General features: G+C 30.1%; 20 protein-coding genes. 11 read left to right on the top strand and 9 right to left on the bottom strand.

Translation table 11 applies throughout. The features are described from left to right. Positions 1–3 precede the first annotated feature (3 nt). The 10 genes from AC15TD_RS14635 (at position 4) to AC15TD_RS14590 (ending at position 10,010) form a co-directional block, all read left to right on the top strand. Positions 4–1,359 (top strand): HlyD family secretion protein, encoded by a 1,356-nt coding sequence (locus tag AC15TD_RS14635; RefSeq protein ID WP_484452885.1) that lies wholly within the window; start codon positions 4–6, stop codon positions 1,357–1,359. Beyond that, positions 1,359–2,759, top strand: coding sequence for a TolC family protein (locus tag AC15TD_RS14630; RefSeq protein WP_484452884.1), 1,401 nt, complete (start codon positions 1,359–1,361; stop codon positions 2,757–2,759). The genes AC15TD_RS14635 and AC15TD_RS14630 overlap by 1 nt, the downstream gene beginning before the upstream one ends. A 127-nt stretch (positions 2,760–2,886) precedes the next feature. Further along, positions 2,887–3,498, top strand: coding sequence for a TetR/AcrR family transcriptional regulator (locus AC15TD_RS14625; protein WP_484452883.1), 612 nt, complete (start codon positions 2,887–2,889; stop codon positions 3,496–3,498). Between the two features lie 4 nt (positions 3,499–3,502). Further along, a complete protein-coding gene (locus AC15TD_RS14620; RefSeq protein ID WP_484452882.1) occupies positions 3,503–4,753 on the top strand; it encodes a TolC family protein in 1,251 nt (416 codons plus the stop codon). Between the two features lie 2 nt (positions 4,754–4,755). Then, a complete protein-coding gene (locus AC15TD_RS14615; RefSeq protein WP_484452881.1) occupies positions 4,756–5,658 on the top strand; it encodes an HlyD family secretion protein in 903 nt (300 codons plus the stop codon). 32 nt (positions 5,659–5,690) lie between these two features. Next, positions 5,691–6,149 carry an OsmC family protein gene (locus tag AC15TD_RS14610; protein WP_484452880.1) on the top strand — a complete coding sequence of 153 codons (459 nt, stop codon included), beginning with the start codon at positions 5,691–5,693 and terminating at the stop codon, positions 6,147–6,149. A gap of 6 nt (positions 6,150–6,155) precedes the next feature. Further along, positions 6,156–7,058, top strand: a complete 903-nt coding sequence (locus tag AC15TD_RS14605) for an ABC transporter ATP-binding protein (protein ID WP_484452879.1) — start codon at positions 6,156–6,158, stop codon at positions 7,056–7,058. A 5-nt stretch (positions 7,059–7,063) separates the two neighbouring features. After that, positions 7,064–7,786: an ABC transporter ATP-binding protein gene (locus AC15TD_RS14600; protein WP_484452878.1), complete on the top strand. Its 723-nt coding sequence runs from the start codon at positions 7,064–7,066 to the stop codon at positions 7,784–7,786. Further along, positions 7,783–8,889, top strand: a complete 1,107-nt coding sequence (locus tag AC15TD_RS14595) for an ABC transporter permease (protein ID WP_484452877.1) — start codon at positions 7,783–7,785, stop codon at positions 8,887–8,889. The genes AC15TD_RS14600 and AC15TD_RS14595 overlap by 4 nt, the downstream gene beginning before the upstream one ends. Next, a complete protein-coding gene (locus tag AC15TD_RS14590) occupies positions 8,889–10,010 on the top strand; it encodes an ABC transporter permease (RefSeq protein WP_484452876.1) in 1,122 nt (373 codons plus the stop codon). Before AC15TD_RS14595 ends, AC15TD_RS14590 begins: the two co-directional genes overlap by 1 nt. Positions 10,011–10,118: 108 nt before the next feature. Here AC15TD_RS14590 and AC15TD_RS14585 read toward each other — a convergent pair whose 3' ends face one another. The 7 genes from AC15TD_RS14585 to AC15TD_RS14555 form a co-directional block, all read right to left on the bottom strand. Continuing rightward, on the bottom strand, positions 10,119–10,943 hold the full coding sequence (locus tag AC15TD_RS14585) for a DMT family transporter (protein ID WP_484452875.1): 825 nt from the start codon (positions 10,941–10,943) through the stop codon (positions 10,119–10,121). A gap of 30 nt (positions 10,944–10,973) precedes the next feature. Then, a complete protein-coding gene (locus AC15TD_RS14580; RefSeq protein ID WP_484452874.1) occupies positions 10,974–12,002 on the bottom strand; it encodes an agmatine deiminase family protein in 1,029 nt (342 codons plus the stop codon). Continuing rightward, positions 12,002–12,889: a carbon-nitrogen hydrolase gene (locus tag AC15TD_RS14575; RefSeq protein WP_484452873.1), complete on the bottom strand. Its 888-nt coding sequence runs from the start codon at positions 12,887–12,889 to the stop codon at positions 12,002–12,004. The genes AC15TD_RS14580 and AC15TD_RS14575 overlap by 1 nt, the downstream gene beginning before the upstream one ends. 78 nt (positions 12,890–12,967) lie before the next feature. Continuing rightward, positions 12,968–13,882: an EamA family transporter gene (locus AC15TD_RS14570; protein WP_484452872.1), complete on the bottom strand. Its 915-nt coding sequence runs from the start codon at positions 13,880–13,882 to the stop codon at positions 12,968–12,970. A gap of 116 nt (positions 13,883–13,998) precedes the next feature. Further along, on the bottom strand, positions 13,999–14,451 hold the full coding sequence (locus tag AC15TD_RS14565) for a cold-shock protein (RefSeq protein WP_484452871.1): 453 nt from the start codon (positions 14,449–14,451) through the stop codon (positions 13,999–14,001). 193 nt (positions 14,452–14,644) lie between these two features. Further along, on the bottom strand, positions 14,645–16,195 hold the full coding sequence (locus AC15TD_RS14560; protein ID WP_484452870.1) for a DEAD/DEAH box helicase: 1,551 nt from the start codon (positions 16,193–16,195) through the stop codon (positions 14,645–14,647). A gap of 287 nt (positions 16,196–16,482) precedes the next feature. Then, complete coding sequence (locus AC15TD_RS14555) at positions 16,483–17,151, bottom strand: hypothetical protein (protein ID WP_484452869.1); 669 nt, start codon at positions 17,149–17,151, stop codon at positions 16,483–16,485. 518 nt (positions 17,152–17,669) lie between these two features. On the opposite strand from AC15TD_RS14555, the gene AC15TD_RS14550 reads away from it, so the two are divergent. Further along, a complete protein-coding gene (locus tag AC15TD_RS14550; RefSeq protein WP_484452868.1) occupies positions 17,670–17,804 on the top strand; it encodes a hypothetical protein in 135 nt (44 codons plus the stop codon). 156 nt (positions 17,805–17,960) lie between these two features. Here AC15TD_RS14550 and AC15TD_RS14545 read toward each other — a convergent pair whose 3' ends face one another. Together AC15TD_RS14545 and AC15TD_RS14540 are read right to left on the bottom strand one after the other, a co-directional pair. Continuing rightward, positions 17,961–18,377, bottom strand: coding sequence for a 3D domain-containing protein (locus AC15TD_RS14545; RefSeq protein ID WP_484452867.1), 417 nt, complete (start codon positions 18,375–18,377; stop codon positions 17,961–17,963). Between the two features lie 139 nt (positions 18,378–18,516). Next, the gene (locus AC15TD_RS14540) at positions 18,517–18,996 is read right to left on the bottom strand and encodes an Hsp20/alpha crystallin family protein (protein WP_484452866.1); all 480 of its coding nucleotides are present in this window, start codon (positions 18,994–18,996) and stop codon (positions 18,517–18,519) included. Positions 18,997–19,047 lie beyond the last annotated feature (51 nt).

Below are 19,047 nucleotides of genomic sequence, written 5' to 3'. Positions count from 1 at the left end.
CGCATGCTAAATATATCTCATAATCAGTTAAATAAAAAGATAGAGTTGACCGGTTTTAAATCTGGTAAAACTATATTTAGCAAACAGTATTATAAACAGTTTAATAAATTTTTATTAACGTTTGCTATTATTGTTTTCGTTATCCTTTTTCTTCCATGGACTCAAAATATTACGGGTCAAGGACAAGTAACAACTTTAAAACCAAATCAACGACCACAAACGATTCAATCACAAATTCCAGGACGTATTGAACAATGGTTTGTGCAAGAGGGTGATTTTGTAAAAGAAGGCGATACCATTTTAAGAATCTCAGAAGTAAAAAGTGATTATTTTGATGACAGACTCGTTGAAAGAACGAATGATCAAATTGAAGCTAAATCATCATCCGTTACGGCATATCAGGGAAAAGTAGGGGCTTTAAACAGGCAGATAAGTGCTCTACAGAATGAGCAACAGCTTAAATTTAAGCAAGCTAAAAACAAATTGTTGCAGTCTAAACTTAAAGTTAAGAGTGATAGCATAGATTTTGAAGCAGAAAAAACTAATTTCGAAATTGCACAGCGTCAATTTATCCGAACAGAAACCCTCCAATTAGAAGGGTTAAAAGCAGTAAAAGATGTTGAAGAAAAACGATTAAAATTACAGGAAACCCAAGCTAAACTCATTTCTCAAGAAAATAAATTATTAGCTAGCATAAATAATGTAATTAATGCGGAATTAGAGATTTCAACAATAACCGCTACCTATGCCGATAAAATTTCAAAGGCACAAAGTGATATGTTTACCGCAAGATCCGGACAGTTTGATGCGACTGCTCAAGTTACTAAACTAGAAAATAGTTATTCAAATTATAAGAAAAGAAATAGTTTGCTTTTTGTAACCGCACCACAAAGTGGTTATATAAATAAGGCACTAATAGGTGGTGTAGGATCAACATTTAAAGAAGGAGAATCATTGGTAAGTATTATGCCTTCAAAGTATGATTTAGCGATAGATACCTATGTAAGACCTCTTGATTTACCGCTTATACATATAAATGAAAAAGTACGTGTTCAGTTCGATGGATGGCCTGCTATTGTGTTTAGTGGATGGCCAAATGTATCTTATGGTACTTATGGTGCTAAAGTTGTTGCTATCGAAAATTTTATAAGTGATAATGGAAAATATAGAATTTTATTAGCTCCAGATGAAGAAGATCATCCATGGCCAACAGCTATTAGAGTAGGCTCTGGCGCAAAAACTATTGCTTTATTAGAAGATGTGCCTATATGGTTTGAACTTTGGAGAAATATAAACAGCTTCCCTCCTAACTATTATCAGCCAATGAAAAAGGAAGGTTTATCAGAAAAAAAGAAATAATGAAACAACAATTTTTTACTTTTCTGTTCTTGGTGTTTAGTTCGATGATGTTCAGTCAGATCGATACTTCTGTAATAATGACGCTGAATGAATATTTAGGGTATGTAAAATCATATCATCCCATAGTCAAACAAGCAAATTTAATTATAAATGAAAGTGAAGCCAAACTTTTAAAAGAGCGTGGTGCCTTCGATCCAAAAATAGAAGTTGATAGGTCTCAGAAGATCTTTAAAAATACAGAATATTATGATAAATTAAACGCGGCTTTTAAAATACCTACATGGTATGGTGTTGAGTTTAAAGGAAATTTCGAGGAAAATGAAGGTAACTATTTAAATCCTGAAGCAACTGTTCCCGAAGATGGATTATATAGCGTTGGCGTATCTGTATCACTAGCCCAGAATTTGCTAATCAATAAGCGTATGGCGGTTTTAAAACAAGCTAAATTATATGTTCAGCAGGCTAAAGAAGATCGAACTTTAATGGTGAATGATATTTTATTTGATGCGACCACAACCTATCTAAAGTGGTTGCAGTCGTATAACGAAAAAATGGTGTTTAAGGAATTCTTAGATAATGCAAAGATGCGTTTTGAGGGTATTAAAAAGAGTTATGAAGTTGGAGATAAACCGGCGATAGATACTCTTGAAGCTAGAATAACATTAAATACAAGAGAATTAAATCTTGAGAAGGCTCATATCAATCTTATCAAATCATCATTAGAATTATCTAATTTTTTATGGTTAAATGATACACCGATAGAACTTAAAAGTTCTATTATTCCAGATACGAATACGTCCATAGTAATGGATGAATATTATAATGAATTAAATATTGATTTTAACAACTTTGATCTTGAGGAACATCCTAAATTACAATCACTCAATTACAAATACAAAAGTTTACTAATTGATAAACGATTAAAGCAAAACTATTTATTACCCAAGGTAGATTTACAATATAATTTTTTATCAGAAACGCCGGAAGTTGCAAGAACGTTCAGTACTTCAGCCTATAAAAGTGGATTTAATATAAGTATTCCATTGTTTTTGAGAAAAGAACGTGGTGATGTAAACCTTGCTAAAATTAAGCTTCAAAATACCTCTTTTGAAATTCAAGCAACTAGAGTTTCTCTTAAAAATAAAATTGAAAGCATCAATCAAGAATTAGATTCTTATGTTAGGCAAAATGATTTTACGAAAGTTATAATGGAAGATTATGAAGTCTTGTTAAATGCTGAAGAACGCAAATTCTTTTTAGGCGAAAGTTCGCTATTTTTAGTCAATTCTAGAGAGGCTAAACTAATTGACGCAAAACTAAAAGTGATTGATTTAGAGAATAAATTTTTAAACACTAAAGCGAATTTAGTGAATACGCTTTCTTTAGATACTTTACAATAGTCATTATATAAAATCAAATTATTCTAATTCCTATACTCTAATTGAGTATAAATTCTTCCCTTATAATTATTATATATTGCATAAATTGAATATATTTGTTAACCATATGGTTAAACTATTTAGTTAAATGAATAAAACAAAAGATTTAAACACTGAACAAAATATATTAAATGCAGCAAAACATGTATTTCAACGAAAAGGGTTGGATGGTACAAGAATGCAAGAAATAGCCAACGAGGCAGGAATTAACAAAGCGTTATTACATTATTATTTTAGAAGTAAACAATTACTTTTTGAAGCCGTTTTTAAAAGTGCATTTTCTCTTTTAGCACCACAATTAAACAAGATTTTAAATGATGAATCTTCTATTGAAGATAAAATAAAAAAGTTCACTCACAACTACATCACCTTCATCAGTAAGCATCCATACATACCAAATTTTGTGATTCAAGAAATTAATAGAAATCCAGATTTTATAATGAAATTAAGAGACAATCCAAATTTCCCTAATCTAATTAAATTTAAAAATCAAGTTAACGATGAAGTAAAAAATGGCCTTATAAAACCTATAAAGGCTGAACAATTGTTCATTAATATTTTATCATTAAGTGCCTTTCCTTTTATAGGTTCTCCATTAATAAAAACCATTGGAAACATCAATGATATAGAATACAAACAGCTCATTGAAGAACGGAAAACGCATGTTGCAAATTTTATAATCACTTCTATTAAAGCATAATATCATGAAAAACATAGGTTTATATTTTGTTTTGCTTATAACAGCGGGTACTTTTGCTCAAAACCAATTATCGTTACAAGATTGTTATCAATTGGTTGACAATAATTACCCATTAATAAAGCAAAAAGAACTATTTGAAAAACAAAATGTAATTGATTCTGAAGTTATAACCAATAAGTCACTTCCACAATTAACATTAGACGCTCAAGCAACCTATCAGTCTGAAGTTACTCGCGTACCTATTCCGAATATAAATATCGATCCATTAAATAAAGATCAATACAGAGCAACGGCAACCTTTAATCAATTAATTTATAACGGGGGATTAATAGATGCTTCATTACAGGTAAAATCTGCAGATTTAAAAACAAAACAGCAACAGGTTGAAGTCAATTTATATAAGCTCAAAAAGCAGATTAATGAGTTATATTTTTCAATTTTACTACTACAAGAAAAAAAATCTCTTTTAATGTCTAAGAAAAAGCAATTAGAATCAAGAATTAAAGAGGTAAAATCTGGAATAACATTTGGGACTATTTTGCCATCATCAGATAAAGTCCTTGAAGCTGAATTACTAAAAATAAAGCAACAATTCACAGAAATTGACTTCAATAAGAAAAGCTTATTTGAAACGCTATCATCCTTAACAGGAAAGAACATTAATGTAGAAACTATTTTACAAAATTCCCAGCTTAACTTAATAGTGGAACCTCAATTAAATAGACCAGAAATAATGTTATTTCAACTTAAAAGAGAACAAGTTGAAGCAAATAAAAACCTTTTGTTAAAACAAAATGCACCAAAACTATTGGGGTTTACAACTGGAGGTTATGGCAATCCAGGTTTAAATATGTTAGATAATTCCTTTAAAGGGTTTTATACGATTGGCGTAAAACTTAACTGGAATGTATTTGATTGGAATTCTAATAAAAAAGAAAGAACGTCTTTATTAATAAATAAAGATATTATCAATAATGAAGCTGAAATTTTTAAGCTTAACACAAATATTGAACTACAACAACAAGAAACCGAAATAAAGAAAATTGAAGGTATTATTGCTTATGATTATGATATTATTGAGCTTAGAAAAGATATTCTAAAATCTGCTGAATCCCAATTAAAAAATGGAGTTATTACATCATCTGCATACATTACAGAGTTAACCAATTTATTTGAAGATGAAAACAATTTAAAAACCCATAACATTCAACTATTACTTGCCAAAGCAAATTACAATTTAACTAAAGGTCAATAAACATGATAACAAAACTTAAATACATACCCCTATTTGTAATAATTACCACTACCCTATCTTCATGTGGTAACGGTGATAATAAAGCTGATGGATATGGCAATTTTGAAGCTACAGAAATTACTGTTTCTTCAGAAAGCAGTGGAAAACTAAAAATTTTTAATGTGGAAGAAGGACAGCAAATGAAAAAGGAAACTTTTGTTGGTTATATAGATACTGTTCCATTGAGTTTAAAACGTGAACAGTTGGTAGTTTCAAAGGAAATAACCTCTTCTAAATCTAAAGGTGTATTGTCTCAAATAAGTGTTTTAAAAGCACAATTAGATACTGCAAAAAAGAACCAATCTAGAATAGAAAGCTTATTAAAAGATAATGCGGCTACACAAAAACAATTAGATGATATAAATGGTGAAATCAATGTTTTAAATCAACAAATCATTAGTATTGAAATCCAGAACGCCCCAATTATAAATGAGCAAAAAAATATTGATGTGCAAATCAAACAGGTTGAAGATCAAATAGAGAAAAGTAAAATTATAAATCCTATTGATGGAACCGTTCTTGTTAAATATGCCGAACCTAATGAAATTACATCTTTTGGAAAACCTCTTTATAAGATTGCAGATTTAAACATAATGGAATTACGGGTGTATATAAGCGAATCGCAACTTATAAATATTAAAATTGGCGAGGAAGTATCTGTTAAAATTGATAATGTAAAAGACATGAAAACTTATAAAGGAATCATTACATGGATAGCTTCTGAAGCAGAGTTTACCCCGAAAATAATTCAAACGAAAGAAGAACGCGTTGCTTTGGTTTATGCCGTTAAAATTGATGTTAAGAATGATGGTGGCCTTAAAATAGGCATGCCGGCAGAAATGTGGTTAAAAAAACAAAATAAGTAAATAATATTAATAAAAAATTAAATTTAAACACCATGGACAAACATGTTTATAACGTTGACATAGCTTGGAAACAAGACCGTAAAGGAGTTATGTGTTCACCAGAATTAAAAAAAAACACAACCAATGAAATGAATTGTATTGAGGTGGCAACGCCACCTGAATTTGAAAAAGGAATGCCTAATATTTGGTCGCCAGAACATCTATTTACGGCTGCCGTTAGCAGTTGTTTAATGACCACTTTTTTAGCGATTTCTGAATATTCAAAATTTGAATTCATCAGTTTTAAATGCAACTCAAAAGGTATTTTAGATAAAGTAGACGGAAAATTTGTAATGACTGAAGTATTGCTGTTTCCAGAAGTTTTTATTACTGATGAGAAACAAAAAGATCGTGCTTTACGCATTTTAGAAAAATCAGAAAAGGCATGTTTAATTTCAAATTCCATTACCTCTAAAGTAACTATGGAACCAAAAATTACGGTGCAGGAATAAGATAAGATGAGTATTTCTGTCAGTCATATTAGCAAATCCTATAAAGGTACAAATGCTTTAAAAGACATCTCTTTTGAGGTGAATTCTGGTGAACTTTTTGGACTTATTGGACCTGACGGTGCAGGAAAGACAACGCTTTTTAGAATACTAACCACCCTTTTATTTCCTGATCAAGGACATGCTATGGTTGGTGGAAGTGATGTTGTTGAAGATTATAAAAAAATTAGGAACTCGGTTGGTTATATGCCAGGTAAGTTTTCATTATATCAAGACTTAACCGTAGAAGAAAACTTAACTTTTTTTGCAACTATTTTTGGTACAACTATTCAAGAAAACTATCATTTAATAAAAGATATTTACATTCAAATAGAGCCTTTTAAAAAGCGTAGAGCTGGAAAACTTTCTGGTGGAATGAAACAAAAACTAGCGCTTTGTTGTGCATTAATCCATAAACCGAAAGTTCTTTTTTTGGATGAACCAACCACTGGTGTTGATCCGGTTGCCAGAAAGGAGTTTTGGGATATGTTGAAACGCTTACAACAAACAGGAATAACGATATTAGTTTCAACACCATATATGGACGAAGCTTCTTTATGTGATAGAATTGCATTCATCCAAGAAGGTGAAATTTTGGAGGTTGATTCGCCTAAGCGCATGATAAAACACTTTTCAAGAAAACTTTACAATATAAGTGCTCACAATATGTATGAATTGATTAACACACTAAAGTCCTTTGAACATACCTATAGCGTCTATCCTTTTGGCGAATATGTTCATTATACAGATAGTAGACTTGATTTTGATATCGACCAATTACAGGCGTATTTAGTATCAAAGAGATTAAAAAATATTTCTATTACAAACACACAACCAACGATTGAGGATACATTTATGGAATTAGCAAAATAATAACTATGAAGCCGGTAATAGAAGTTGAAGATTTAACTAAAAATTTTGGAGATTTTACAGCTGTAAATGCCATTTCTTTTACTGTAAATAAAGGTGAAATTTTTGGTTTTTTGGGAGCTAATGGTGCGGGAAAAACAACAGCTATAAAAATGCTTATAGGAATCTCTAGGCCTACTTCTGGAAATGCAAAAGTAGCTGGTTTTGATGTTTTTAAAGAAACGGAAGCCATTAAAAAGAGTATTGGTTACATGAGTCAGAAATTTGCACTTTATGACGACTTAACAGTTCGGGAAAATATCACATTTTTTGGAGGTATTTATGGTTTGTCAAGAGATGTTATTAAAACCAAAACGCAATCTTTAATTGAAGAGTTGCAACTAGACGATATTGCAAATCATTTGGTTGGTTCATTACCATTAGGTTGGAAGCAGAAAATATCATTTTCTGTGGCCTTGTTACATAATCCTAAAATTGTATTTCTAGATGAACCAACTGGAGGTGTTGACCCTATTACAAGACGACATTTTTGGGAAATGATTTATAAAGCCGCTCATCAAGGTACTACCATATTTGTAACGACACATTATATGGATGAAGCTGAGTATTGCGATAGGGTTTCTATTATGGTAAATGGGAATATTGAAGCTATAGATACCCCAAAAAATTTAAAGAATACTTATAAATCTAAAACCATGAACGATGTGTTTTTAAAATTAGCTAGAGGATGAAGTTGTTTATAGGTTTTGTTAGAAAGGAATTTTATCACATTTTTAGAGATAGACGCTCTTTATTTATCCTTTTTGGTATGCCCATTATACAGATTCTACTTTTTGGTTTTGCCATAACCAACGAAATAAACAATGTCGATATTGCTGTTTTAGACCATTCTAAAGATGTTACAACGCACAAAATGATAGGCAAGATATCTGCTTCAAAATATTTTAGTCTCAATCAATTTATTGAGCGTGAATCAGATATTGAAAACGTATTTAAAAAAGGGAAAGTAAAAGCAGTAATAATTTTTGAAAAGGATTTTAATAAGAAATTAATTAAAAATAATAATTCTAAAATTCAGATAATCACAGATGCCACAGATCCCAATACAGCCAATACTATTGCCAATTATGTCAATGCCATTATACAATCATATATAAAAGAGATAAATAAGAATACTAAAATTGCCTATCAAATTGTTCCTCATACACGTATGGTTTATAATCCTGAAATAAAAAGTGTTTTTATGTTTGTACCGGGCGTTATGACAGTAATTTTAATGTTAGTTTCTGCCATGATGACTTCAATTTCTATCACTAGAGAAAAAGAGTTAGGAACCATGGAAGTCATTTTAGTATCTCCTCTAAAGCCTATTCAAGTGATTGCTGGCAAAGTAATACCCTATGTGTTTCTATCGGTTATTAATGCCGTTGTTATCATCCTGTTAAGCATTTTTGTTTTTAAAATGCCAGTGCAAGGAAGTTTAATTTTGTTAGGGCTTGAAAGCATTTTATTCATTATTACAGCCTTAGCTCTAGGAATATTAATATCAACAATTTCTGCAACCCAACAAACAGCCATGATGATTTCTTTAATGGGATTAATGCTTCCAGTCATCATTTTATCTGGATTTATTTTTCCTATAGAAAGTATGCCGCTTCCATTACAAATTATAAGTAACATTATTCCTGCAAAATGGTTTATCATTATTTTAAAGGCCATCATGATAAAAGGTGTTGGACTTGCATATATTTGGAAAGAGACTATCATTTTACTTGGAATGGCCTTGTTTTTTATTCTTCTTAGTACAAAAAAATATAAAATAAGACTCGAGTAATGAAGGTATTAGGTTTTATTATTCAAAAAGAATTTAAACAAATCTTTAGAAATAAAGGCATGCTTCCTATCATATTTGTGATGCCTTTAATTCAGCTTATTATATTGTCAAATGCAGCAACTTTTGATATTGAAAACATCAAATTTTCCTTTATAGATGATGATCAAACATCATATTCGAGAGCATTGATAAATAAATTTGAAGCTTCAAAATACTTTAACGTTATAACTGATTTTCCTTCTGAAGAACAAGCTAGTTCTACGATGCTAAAAGGAGAAATAGATGTTATTTTAGAAATTCCAAATCATTTTGAACGCGATTTACAAAAAGAAAAACTTTCTAATTTAAGTGTTACAATAAACGCCATTAATGGCGCTGCCGCTGGTGTTGAAAATGTATATGTGAGTGAAATTATACAGAGTTTTAATAAAGATGTTAGGATTAAATTGCTGCAACCTGAAGATAGCAAAGTCGTGCCAGTCAATATAACAACCATTCCGTCATTTTGGTATAATAAAACTTTAAATTATAAAACGTTTATGGTTCCAGGTATTTTGGTGTTATTAGTTACCATGATTACCTTATTTCTTTCAGGCATGAACATTGTGCGAGAAAAAGAAATTGGTACTTTAGAACAAATAAATGTAACGCCTATTAGGAAACATCAATTCATTATTGGAAAATTATTTCCTTTCTGGATTATAGGTTTAGTGCTTTTAAGTGTTGGACTCATTATTGCAAGGGTTCTTTTTAATGTTCCTATTGTTGGAAATCTTTGGCTTATGTATTTGTATACCTCTGTTTACATTTTGGTTATTCTCGGTATTGGATTATTTATTTCAAATTTTACAGACACACAACAACAGGCCATGTTTATTTCTTGGTTTTTTATGGTTATTTTTATTCTAATGAGCGGTTTGTTTACTCCAATTGAAAGTATGCCCAAATGGGCTCAAATAATAACAGAGTTTAACCCTATAAAATATTTTGTTGAAGTGATGCGTATGGTAATGCTTAAAGGTTCTAATTTTTCTGATATTTTGCCTCAATTTTTAAAAACCATCCTTTATGCCATTATTATGAATGGTTTTGCGGTCTGGAGTTATAAAAAAACAACTTAAAAAATATATGAGTTATCAAAACGTTGGAAAATCCCAATTAATTTTATGTTTATTGGATCTCCAGGAGATAAATTGCCTTATGAATTATATGAATTAGGTGAAGTAAGATTAATTATTTAATTGCTTCTTTTCTTTATAAACAATATTTAAAACAAGTCCTCCAATAATTAAAGCGATTCCTAATAAACTCCAAAAGGTGTAAATTTCATTAAACAAAAAGATTCCAAAAGAAAGTGTAAAAATCACTTCTATATATTTTAAAGGTGCTACTTGACTGGCTTTTGCTATTTGAAAAGCCTTAGTCATATAAACCTGACCAAAATACCCAAATACTCCCAAACCAAAAAGTAATAACCATTCCATGCCTTTCGGGTTTACCCAGTTGTTAATAGACAAAATCCCCCCAGTTATTGTCGCTACAACCATAAAATAATTAACTATAACTACAGGATGCTCTCTCTTTCCAATCTTACTAATAATAATGTAAACCAAACCACTAAAGACTGATGCTATTAAAACTAAAATAAGACCATATGTATCAACACTAGTATCTAAACCTTTTAATACGAGAACCCCAGAAAAGGCCATGAAAAAGAAAATCCATTGAATTGATTTTATCTTTTCTTTTAAAAATAAAACAGCAAATATTGCTGCAAAAATCGGAGCAATATAACGTAAGGATACAGCAGTTCCTACTGATAAATATTTTACAGATATAAAGAACAATGTCATTGAAGTAACGCCAACTACACCTCTTAATATCAATAGATTATGATGTGTTCCTAAAATTGAAATTTTGTTTTTTAAAAGAAAACCAAATGTAAAAATTAAAGAACTAGCAGACCTAAAAAAAACAATTTGGTAAGCGTTAACATCTACTAAGTATTTAACCGTTGCATTCATACAAGCAAATGCCAAAGTGCTTATAATCATGAACTTTATAGCATTTTTAATTTCCAATAGCTAAATCGGTATTTGTTGACTTAAACAGTGCAAAGTTCCGAAACCCCAAATTAAATCAATAGCACTCAAACCAATAATCTCTCGATTAGGAAAACATGCTGCTATAATATTTAAAGCAATTCTATCATTCACATCATTAAAAGTTGGTACTAATACATATTCATTTAGAATAATGAAATTAGCATAACTAGCTGGAATGGTGATACCATCAAATTTTAATTGTGTTGGCATAGGTAGCTCAACGATCTTAGGTGGTTTTCCATTCTCTAAAACTGATTTTTGAAGTCGTTTTAAATTATCCTGTAATGCCCCGTAGTTTTTACTTTTAGTGTTCTGTTCAACTACCGTAATAATAGTGTCTTCATTAACAAATCGGCATAAATCATCTATATGACCATGAGTATCATCACCTACGATACCATCACCTAGCCAAATAACATTAGTTATACCTAAATACTCTTTAAAAATAGCTTCGTAATCGTTTTTTGTGAAATTTTTATTTCTTACTTGAATTGTTGGATGTAATAAACATTCTTCTGAAGTTAATAAAGTGCCTTTACCATTAACATCAATGGCACCACCTTCAAGAATAACGGGTTTTCCTTTAAAGATAACTTGAGTTAAAGGCACATTTAAATGATGCGCAACTTTTGATGGAACATGTTTATCCAGTTGAAAATTTTTATACTTGGCCCATCCATTGAAATTAAAATTTAAGGCTTCTCGTTTAGAACCATTTTTAACTATAATGGGACCAGAATCACGCATCCAGCTTCTATTGGTTTTATGAATGATATATGACACGTTTTCTATATTAACATGTGCCATTTCCAGCATCCTTTGAACTTTACATTTTAGATCTGCATTAGCAACTACCAAAAAAATGGTTTCAACATGTGCTACTTTTTTAATGTATTCAACAAAAGCCCATTGAATGGCTCCATATTTTCCTGGCCAATCGTTACCATTGTGAGGAAAACAAAGAAGAAGACCTTGTTGTTTCTCCCATTCTGCTGGAAATCGTCTCATTAATCTATAGCTCTTTTAATTATGTCACCAAATGCATCAACCCGTCTGTCCCTAAAAAATGGCCAATTTTGACGCACATTTTCTTGTAAATCTAAATCGACTTCGGCAATTAAAATTTCTTCTTTATCATGAGAAGCTTGTGCTAAAATTTCACCTTGTGGTCCGGCAATAAATGACGCACCCCAAAATTCAATACCTTCTGTATTTGGTAAATATTTTTCTAAGCCTATTCGGTTTGCTGCTGCCACATAAATACCATTGGCTACGGCATGGCCTTTCATAACATTCATCCAAGCACCATATTGATTATCTCCGTATTCTTCTTTTTCTTTTGGATGCCAACCAATAGCGGTTGGATAAAACAATACGTCTGCTCCCTTTAAAGCTGTTAATCTTGCAGCTTCAGGATACCATTGGTCCCAACAAATAAGTACCCCAATGTTGCCCTTTTTAGTTGGGTTTGATTTAAAACCTAAATCACCGGGAGTAAAATAGAATTTTTCGTAAAAGTGGGGATCATCTGGGATATGCATTTTTCGATATAAACCAGCTTCAGTACCATCGGTGTCTAAAATATAAGCACTATTATGGTAGATACCGGACATGCGCTTTTCAAAAAACGGAACTATAATAACGACTCCTAATTCTTTAGCCAACTCACTAAAGGCTTTAAATGACGTACTATAAACTGGTTCGGCCAATGTAAAATTATCTGTGTCTTCACTTTGACAAAAATAATGACTACTATAAAGCTCAGGTAGAGAAATAACTTCTGCACCTTGTTTAGCGGCATCTTTAACCCAACTTAAACATTTTTTTAAATTGTTTTCTGGCGTGTTATTTAAATTTAACTGAATAACAGCAATTTTATATGTTCTATGTCCCATATATAAAAATTATGAATACAAAAATAAGTATTTAGATGTAGCTAACTTAACTTTTAAAATAATTACAAACAGAATATATTAAATAACCTTATTTCTTCTAAATGAACTTCTTGAAGTGTTAATAAAATATACTCCCGTTAGAAGAACGATTGCTGCAATAATAGATTGCATGGTAATTTGTTCATTTAAAAAGTACCAACCTAAAATTAATGCAATAATTGGATTGACATAGGTAGATGTTGCTACTTTTTCTGGAGAGACTACTTTTAAAAGATAATTAAATGATGTGAACGCAACAATACTGCCAAAAATAATAAGTAAAAGCATAGACCATTGCACTTTAACAGACCAATCAGTTGGAGCTGTCCAAGTTTCACCGAAACAAAAGCTAGCTATAGCTAACATAATTCCTCCCATAAGCATTTGATATCCTGTATTTACAAAATAATTTTTAGGTAAATCTGCTTTTCCTACAAATAAGCTCCCATATGCCCAACTTATCATACAGACAAAAATCATTATCATACCAATAATACTGCCTTCTTTACTAATTATTTCCTTCTGACTTACTAAAAGATAAATACCAATAATACCAAGTAATACACCTATTACAGACATAGGTTTTATTTTTTTTCCTTGAAGAATACGCATCATTATAATTACGACTAATGGTTGTGCCGATATTTCTAAAGCCGTGAAACCACTATCGACAAACTTTAAAGCCCAAACTACGACACCATTTCCAAATGTAAGAAACAAAAAACCCGCTATAATGGTATTCTTAAATTGCTTTTTTGTGATAGCAATATTAATGCGCATTAATTTCGCCAAAATAAAAATTAAAGTACCTGCTGTTAAAAACCGAATGGAAGCAAGTTTAAATGGTGGTAATTCTGTAACAGCTATTTTATTGAGTAAATAGGTAGAACCCCAGATGACATAAATAGCAAAAAAGGCTAAAACAACAAGAACCTTTTTACGAGGCAAGTTCATAGATTATAAATTATAAAAAATATTTTGAGACCAATATTAGTAATTCAACTTAAATACTAATTTATAGATTATAATCTAATTCATTAAGAATATTTATTTGATTTTAACACCTTAAATCAAATCTTTTTAACACGAACGGCATTCATGCCTTTTAACCCTTTTTCTAATTCATAAGTCACTTTATCTGCCTCTTGAATAGAATCAATTAAACCACTTACGTGAACAAAATGTTTTTCTTGTGAGTCACTATCTATAATAAAACCAAAGCCTTTAGAGGTATCAAAAAATGATACTTTGCCTTGTCTTATTGGGTCAAGTTCTTCTTCTCTATGTTCTTTTTTAGGAATGCCCAATTCAATACTTTCAGCCTCTACCTTTTCTTTCATAGAAGGATCTGGCGGTGTATCTGTTAGATTTCCATTGTAATCAACATAAGCAAATTGAATACCTTTGTTATTTTCTTTAGCTTCTGCTTTTCTAGCTTCTTTTTTCTTTTGCTTATCTTCTCTTTTCTTTAAACGCTTTTTTTCCTTTTCAATTTTGTTAAACGTTACTTGTGATTTTGCCATAGTTTACTATCTCGTAATTTTAATTAGTTTTTTTAGATGTGAATGAAATTTTTAATAAAATCTTGAACAAGAAACTCTTTTGGTATTGAGTAGAATATATAAAAAATTGCCTTAACATGCTTATTTGCCGTAAATGTAGTACATTTTTTAGGTAAGATAAAAAATAGTTTTAAATATTTAATGAAGTAACGCTTTAATCTTTTGGCGCATAACCATGAATATCCTCAAAGACTTCATCAAAATTCGCTCTTAAATAAGCATTTAATTTTTTTCTATAATCACCTTTTAGCCACTCAACAAAATTAAAAGTACTTTTACTTATACATTTTGTATAGCGATTGATTCTAAAATCAATATCATCACCAAGATGTTTAGCAAGGGCTAAGGAATCATAAACATCTTCACTGTTTTCAATGCAGATTTTCGCGTGTTGTGCAATAGAACGTTCTAACACTACTTTTGAAGATTCCCCATTTCTAATAGAATTAACGTAGGTTTCGTGCACATTAAAGGATACATCTTCCGATTTTGAAAATTCAGCTCTTAATTCATCAGGCATTTCATATCTGAAATTGCTTTCTAATTCTTCATCATTTAATAAATTATCTAAATAATAATTTGGTGATTTGAATATGCGTTGCCAATCTAAATTATCACCCCAAGGACCAAAACGGTGGAAGTTATTACCTAAATCAATAACATCAAATGTCGTTTTATTTTTTAGGATACGTGAGCCACGACCTATCATTTGATAATAAAGTGTTAAAGATTTTGTAGCTCTATTTAATATAATACTTTCTACAGTGGGTTCATCAAAACCAGTTGTTAAAATACTTACTGACGTTAGAATAGCATCTGGTGTTTTTTTAAACCATCTTAAAATGAGAGCGCGTTCTTTTTTTGAATTTGTATTATCTAAATGCGCTATAGGATAACCAGCTCGTCTAAAGGTATCATAAACATGTAAAGATGTATTAATACCATTATTAAAAATAAGCGTTTTCTTTCCTTTACAACGCTCTTCATATGCACCGATTAGTTTAGATAACATATCGTTATCTGTATATAAGTCTTCTGAAGATTTTACTGTATAATCACCATTGGCTCCAACAACTAAAGACGTTAATCCGACATTGTAAGTATACATATTGGCACGAGATAAAAACCCATTCTCTATTAAAGACTCAATAGATTCACCAACAATTAATTCATCATAATTGTCGGTCATAGGTAATTCTATATTAGAACTTAAAGGTGTTGCGGTTACACCTAGGACAAAGGATTTGCTAAAAAACTTAAATAGTTTTGTAAAAGAGTTGTAGTGAGCTTCATCAATAATTACTAAACCTATATCAGAAATATCAAGCTTATCATCATTAAGCCTGTTATTTAAGGTCTCCACCATGGCTACAAAACAACTAAAATCATTCTGGTCATCAAGTTTTGCTTTGCTGTCAATTACTTTGTTTACTACACCAAACTCGGTTAACATAGTAGATGTTTGTTTACAAAGTTCTATACGATGGGTCATCACTAATACCTTTTTATTGTGATGTTTTAAATATTGTCTAACAATTTCAGAGAAAATAACGGTTTTTCCGCCACCTGTTGGTAACTGATATAATAAATGATAATCGTCTGGTGCTTCTTCAAATAGTTTAAAAATTTGATTGATAGCGCCTTTTTGATAACTATATAAATTCTTGCCTTCTTTACGTTCTTCTAATTCTGATTTTTTTGACATACTTGAGTTTGATGGTTTGCAAAAATAACACCTTAAAAGCGTTTATAAACAATGTTTAGTTTAAAATTTTAATAAAATTTAAATTTCATCCTTAAACCGCTTTACATTCATTACAGATAGTAAAAATAAAATCATAAAATATAGCATTTTAAAAATGATGATAGATATGTAAGATTGTTCTATAACTGATTGTAATGGATAAGAAATACTTTTGTTCTATGAATAAATAAAATGTTGTTCGAAAAGAGTTTTAAAAGCAGTAATCAATTAACTTCTAATTAACATTGTTATTCTTTTACAACAATAATAGTTGCTTTAGATCCTGTTGCAAGATTCCAACGATTTGCTGAAACTAAACTTCCAGTATCATCAACCACTTGAAACTCCGCTGTATTGGGGCCAGATTCACCCTGATTAAGAGCAACAAAGTCTATTTTATTAAAGCCCTTTTGGAGGTTTAATTTAAATCCCCTAAAACCACCTGTTAGATAAACACTTGGTTTTATAACATCATCATTTATTCTAACTTGAATTAAATCACCATCTACTACGCCATGATCTCGATAAACAACATTAACAAAAGCGGCATTACTTTTAAAGTCGCCAAAGTATTGATCTGTGGTACTGCCATTTACCTGTTCTACTTGTTGTGGTGTTAGCTTGGTGCTTTCTAAATTTTTATTAACTTGTTTATTATAAAGCTCTCCCGGATTCCCAAATGTTTCTCCAAACATTGAAAATTCCTTCTTTGGGATACTAAAATCTGAATTTGTTTTAGGAATTGTCAATCCATTAAAATTATTTTCTGTATTTGATTTTGATGGAAGTATAGTATTTGAAGAATCATTTTTACTTTCAATCGCAGGAATTGGCGTAGCTTTATTTTGACTATCAATTTGAGAATAAAATGATAGAGAGGAAAATAAAAAGATAAAAAGTATAAAAACATGTCTCATAAGGTAAGGCAAATATACATTCAAAGTTATTTCTTTATTTAATTAGATTCAATTTTTACAATCATTTAACAATAATCGTTCCCAAAACTATTTTAAAATATATTGCTACTACTCTATTTACCTATATAAACGTTAAAATTTGTTAATTTATTACTTTGTTATACATAGTACTGTAACAATTTTAATTTATACTCGTCTATATAGTATAAATCAATCAAAATAAAACAAATAAAATAAGAATTATGAGAACATTAAACAATAATCAATTAACAGAATCATTAAAAAATTCAAAAAGTTATAGTTGGAATCATAAAAGACGTTATAGATAAATGTCATCCAAGTAAAATTTATTCATCAATCAATTAAATTAAGCAATAATGAGAACTTTAAACAACAACCAACTTACAAGTACTTTAAGTACAACCAAAAGCTACAATTGGAATACTAAAAGACGTTACAGATAAGTAACCTCTTATTCTAAAAGACATCATCAATCAAAACATTAATCATCAATCAAAATGAAATCAGAAATAAAAATATCAAAACATTTAAAAAGCATCGTTCAAAATCAAAGAATTGTTAACAGAAGATTGTTTGGATTTAGTTGTTCAAACTCTGAAATATGGACTGGTGTTAAGCGATATGCTCACTAACATGCTAAAGTGATATCTGATTATAACTATAAAAGCCTTGAAAGTACTTTCAATGCTTTTTTTTATAGTTTAATGTAACCAATGTTTTCTAGTTTTTATTTCCTTCTATGCCTAACTTAAAGCTCTTATTAATCAAGGGTAATTATTTAATTTGTTCTACTTTTTATGAGTAATATGTTCCTTTGGAAGTCCATATTCTATAGAAATCTTTTTCCTGCCCCAGGCCCTAGCCTCTTTAATATTTAACCCCATATAAATATCAATATGGTTCTTCATTCGAGGATGCATTTTATCTTTGACATAATAAATACCTTCAAAACCTGGTATTTTAATTGGTGTATTATGTTTTAAGCCTTTTTTAATCAAATCATTTGAAACAGCAATATATTTTAAGCCTGGTTTTAAACTATCTCCAAAAGCAGTAATATTGGGATTGGAATCAGTTTGGGATTTAACCGAATTATATGCTGTTGCAGTCACCCGAATAGTGTGCCAGATATATTTATTTTCAAAATCCTCCTTACAACTTAAGGGAAAAATTGCAAGAAATATAAAATATACTAATTTATACATCCAAGATTAGTGCTCAATAAGGATACAATTTAAACATTCTTTATTAAATCAAGATTAAAATTGCCAGATTAAGAGATTAAATTAATGAAAAAAGAGAGCTTAAAGCTCTCTTTTTATTTTAATAATTTTAAATTTCTTTTTACGAGATTTTTATGTTCTTAATTGGTTTTTTCTTTGCCTCTTCACGTTTTGGTAGCAAAACTTTCATAATACCATCATTGTAAGTAGCCGATATTTTATCTATATCTACAGACTTTGGAATTGTGAAGGTTCGTTTAAATGAGGAATAGCCAAACTCCCTTATTGTATAATTTTCTATTCTTTCGTCTTGTTTTGCTTCTCTGTGAACACCAATGGATAATAGACTATTATCAATATTTATGTCAAAATCAGATTTATTTAAACCTGGTACAGCCATTTCTACTATAAATTCATTATCGGAATCTAAAACATTAACAGCTGGTAATGTTAAACCTGTATTAAAATTTGACACAAATTCGTTACCAAAACTATTGCCTAAAAATTCGTCAAACCAAGATGGCAAACTTGGCAAAGAATTAATACTTGAATCATAAATTTTTTTGTTGCCATTTTTAATTGTTGGAATTAATGTAGTCATATCTAATTTTTTTAAGTTAAACTTTAATAACTAACTTCTAAATATCAAATA

The sequence above is a fragment of the Yeosuana sp. genome (genome assembly GCF_057126245.1).
The sequence above is the reverse complement of the archived record's forward strand: the minus strand, read 5'-3'. Positions and strand labels throughout refer to the sequence as shown.

What these genes read in the sequence shown, in the direction of transcription:
- AC15TD_RS14545 (WP_484452867.1), bottom strand. Translation starts at nt 18,377, where the DNA reads ATGTATAAATTAGTATATTTTATATTTCTTGCAATTTTTCCCTTAAGT.
- AC15TD_RS14620 (WP_484452882.1), top strand. Translation starts at nt 3,503, where the DNA reads ATGAAAAACATAGGTTTATATTTTGTTTTGCTTATAACAGCGGGTACT.
- AC15TD_RS14625 (WP_484452883.1), top strand. Translation starts at nt 2,887, where the DNA reads ATGAATAAAACAAAAGATTTAAACACTGAACAAAATATATTAAATGCA.
- AC15TD_RS14605 (WP_484452879.1), top strand. Translation starts at nt 6,156, where the DNA reads ATGAGTATTTCTGTCAGTCATATTAGCAAATCCTATAAAGGTACAAAT.
- AC15TD_RS14580 (WP_484452874.1), bottom strand. Translation starts at nt 12,002, where the DNA reads ATGAGACGATTTCCAGCAGAATGGGAGAAACAACAAGGTCTTCTTCTT.
- AC15TD_RS14575 (WP_484452873.1), bottom strand. Translation starts at nt 12,889, where the DNA reads ATGGGACATAGAACATATAAAATTGCTGTTATTCAGTTAAATTTAAAT.
- AC15TD_RS14555 (WP_484452869.1), bottom strand. Translation starts at nt 17,151, where the DNA reads ATGAGACATGTTTTTATACTTTTTATCTTTTTATTTTCCTCTCTATCA.
- AC15TD_RS14595 (WP_484452877.1), top strand. Translation starts at nt 7,783, where the DNA reads ATGAAGTTGTTTATAGGTTTTGTTAGAAAGGAATTTTATCACATTTTT.
- AC15TD_RS14610 (WP_484452880.1), top strand. Translation starts at nt 5,691, where the DNA reads ATGGACAAACATGTTTATAACGTTGACATAGCTTGGAAACAAGACCGT.
- AC15TD_RS14570 (WP_484452872.1), bottom strand. Translation starts at nt 13,882, where the DNA reads ATGAACTTGCCTCGTAAAAAGGTTCTTGTTGTTTTAGCCTTTTTTGCT.
- AC15TD_RS14585 (WP_484452875.1), bottom strand. Translation starts at nt 10,943, where the DNA reads ATGATTATAAGCACTTTGGCATTTGCTTGTATGAATGCAACGGTTAAA.
- AC15TD_RS14590 (WP_484452876.1), top strand. Translation starts at nt 8,889, where the DNA reads ATGAAGGTATTAGGTTTTATTATTCAAAAAGAATTTAAACAAATCTTT.
- AC15TD_RS14560 (WP_484452870.1), bottom strand. Translation starts at nt 16,195, where the DNA reads ATGTCAAAAAAATCAGAATTAGAAGAACGTAAAGAAGGCAAGAATTTA.
- AC15TD_RS14600 (WP_484452878.1), top strand. Translation starts at nt 7,064, where the DNA reads ATGAAGCCGGTAATAGAAGTTGAAGATTTAACTAAAAATTTTGGAGAT.
- AC15TD_RS14615 (WP_484452881.1), top strand. Translation starts at nt 4,756, where the DNA reads ATGATAACAAAACTTAAATACATACCCCTATTTGTAATAATTACCACT.
- AC15TD_RS14550 (WP_484452868.1), top strand. Translation starts at nt 17,670, where the DNA reads ATGAAATCAGAAATAAAAATATCAAAACATTTAAAAAGCATCGTTCAA.
- AC15TD_RS14635 (WP_484452885.1), top strand. Translation starts at nt 4, where the DNA reads ATGCTAAATATATCTCATAATCAGTTAAATAAAAAGATAGAGTTGACC.
- AC15TD_RS14630 (WP_484452884.1), top strand. Translation starts at nt 1,359, where the DNA reads ATGAAACAACAATTTTTTACTTTTCTGTTCTTGGTGTTTAGTTCGATG.
- AC15TD_RS14540 (WP_484452866.1), bottom strand. Translation starts at nt 18,996, where the DNA reads ATGACTACATTAATTCCAACAATTAAAAATGGCAACAAAAAAATTTAT.
- AC15TD_RS14565 (WP_484452871.1), bottom strand. Translation starts at nt 14,451, where the DNA reads ATGGCAAAATCACAAGTAACGTTTAACAAAATTGAAAAGGAAAAAAAG.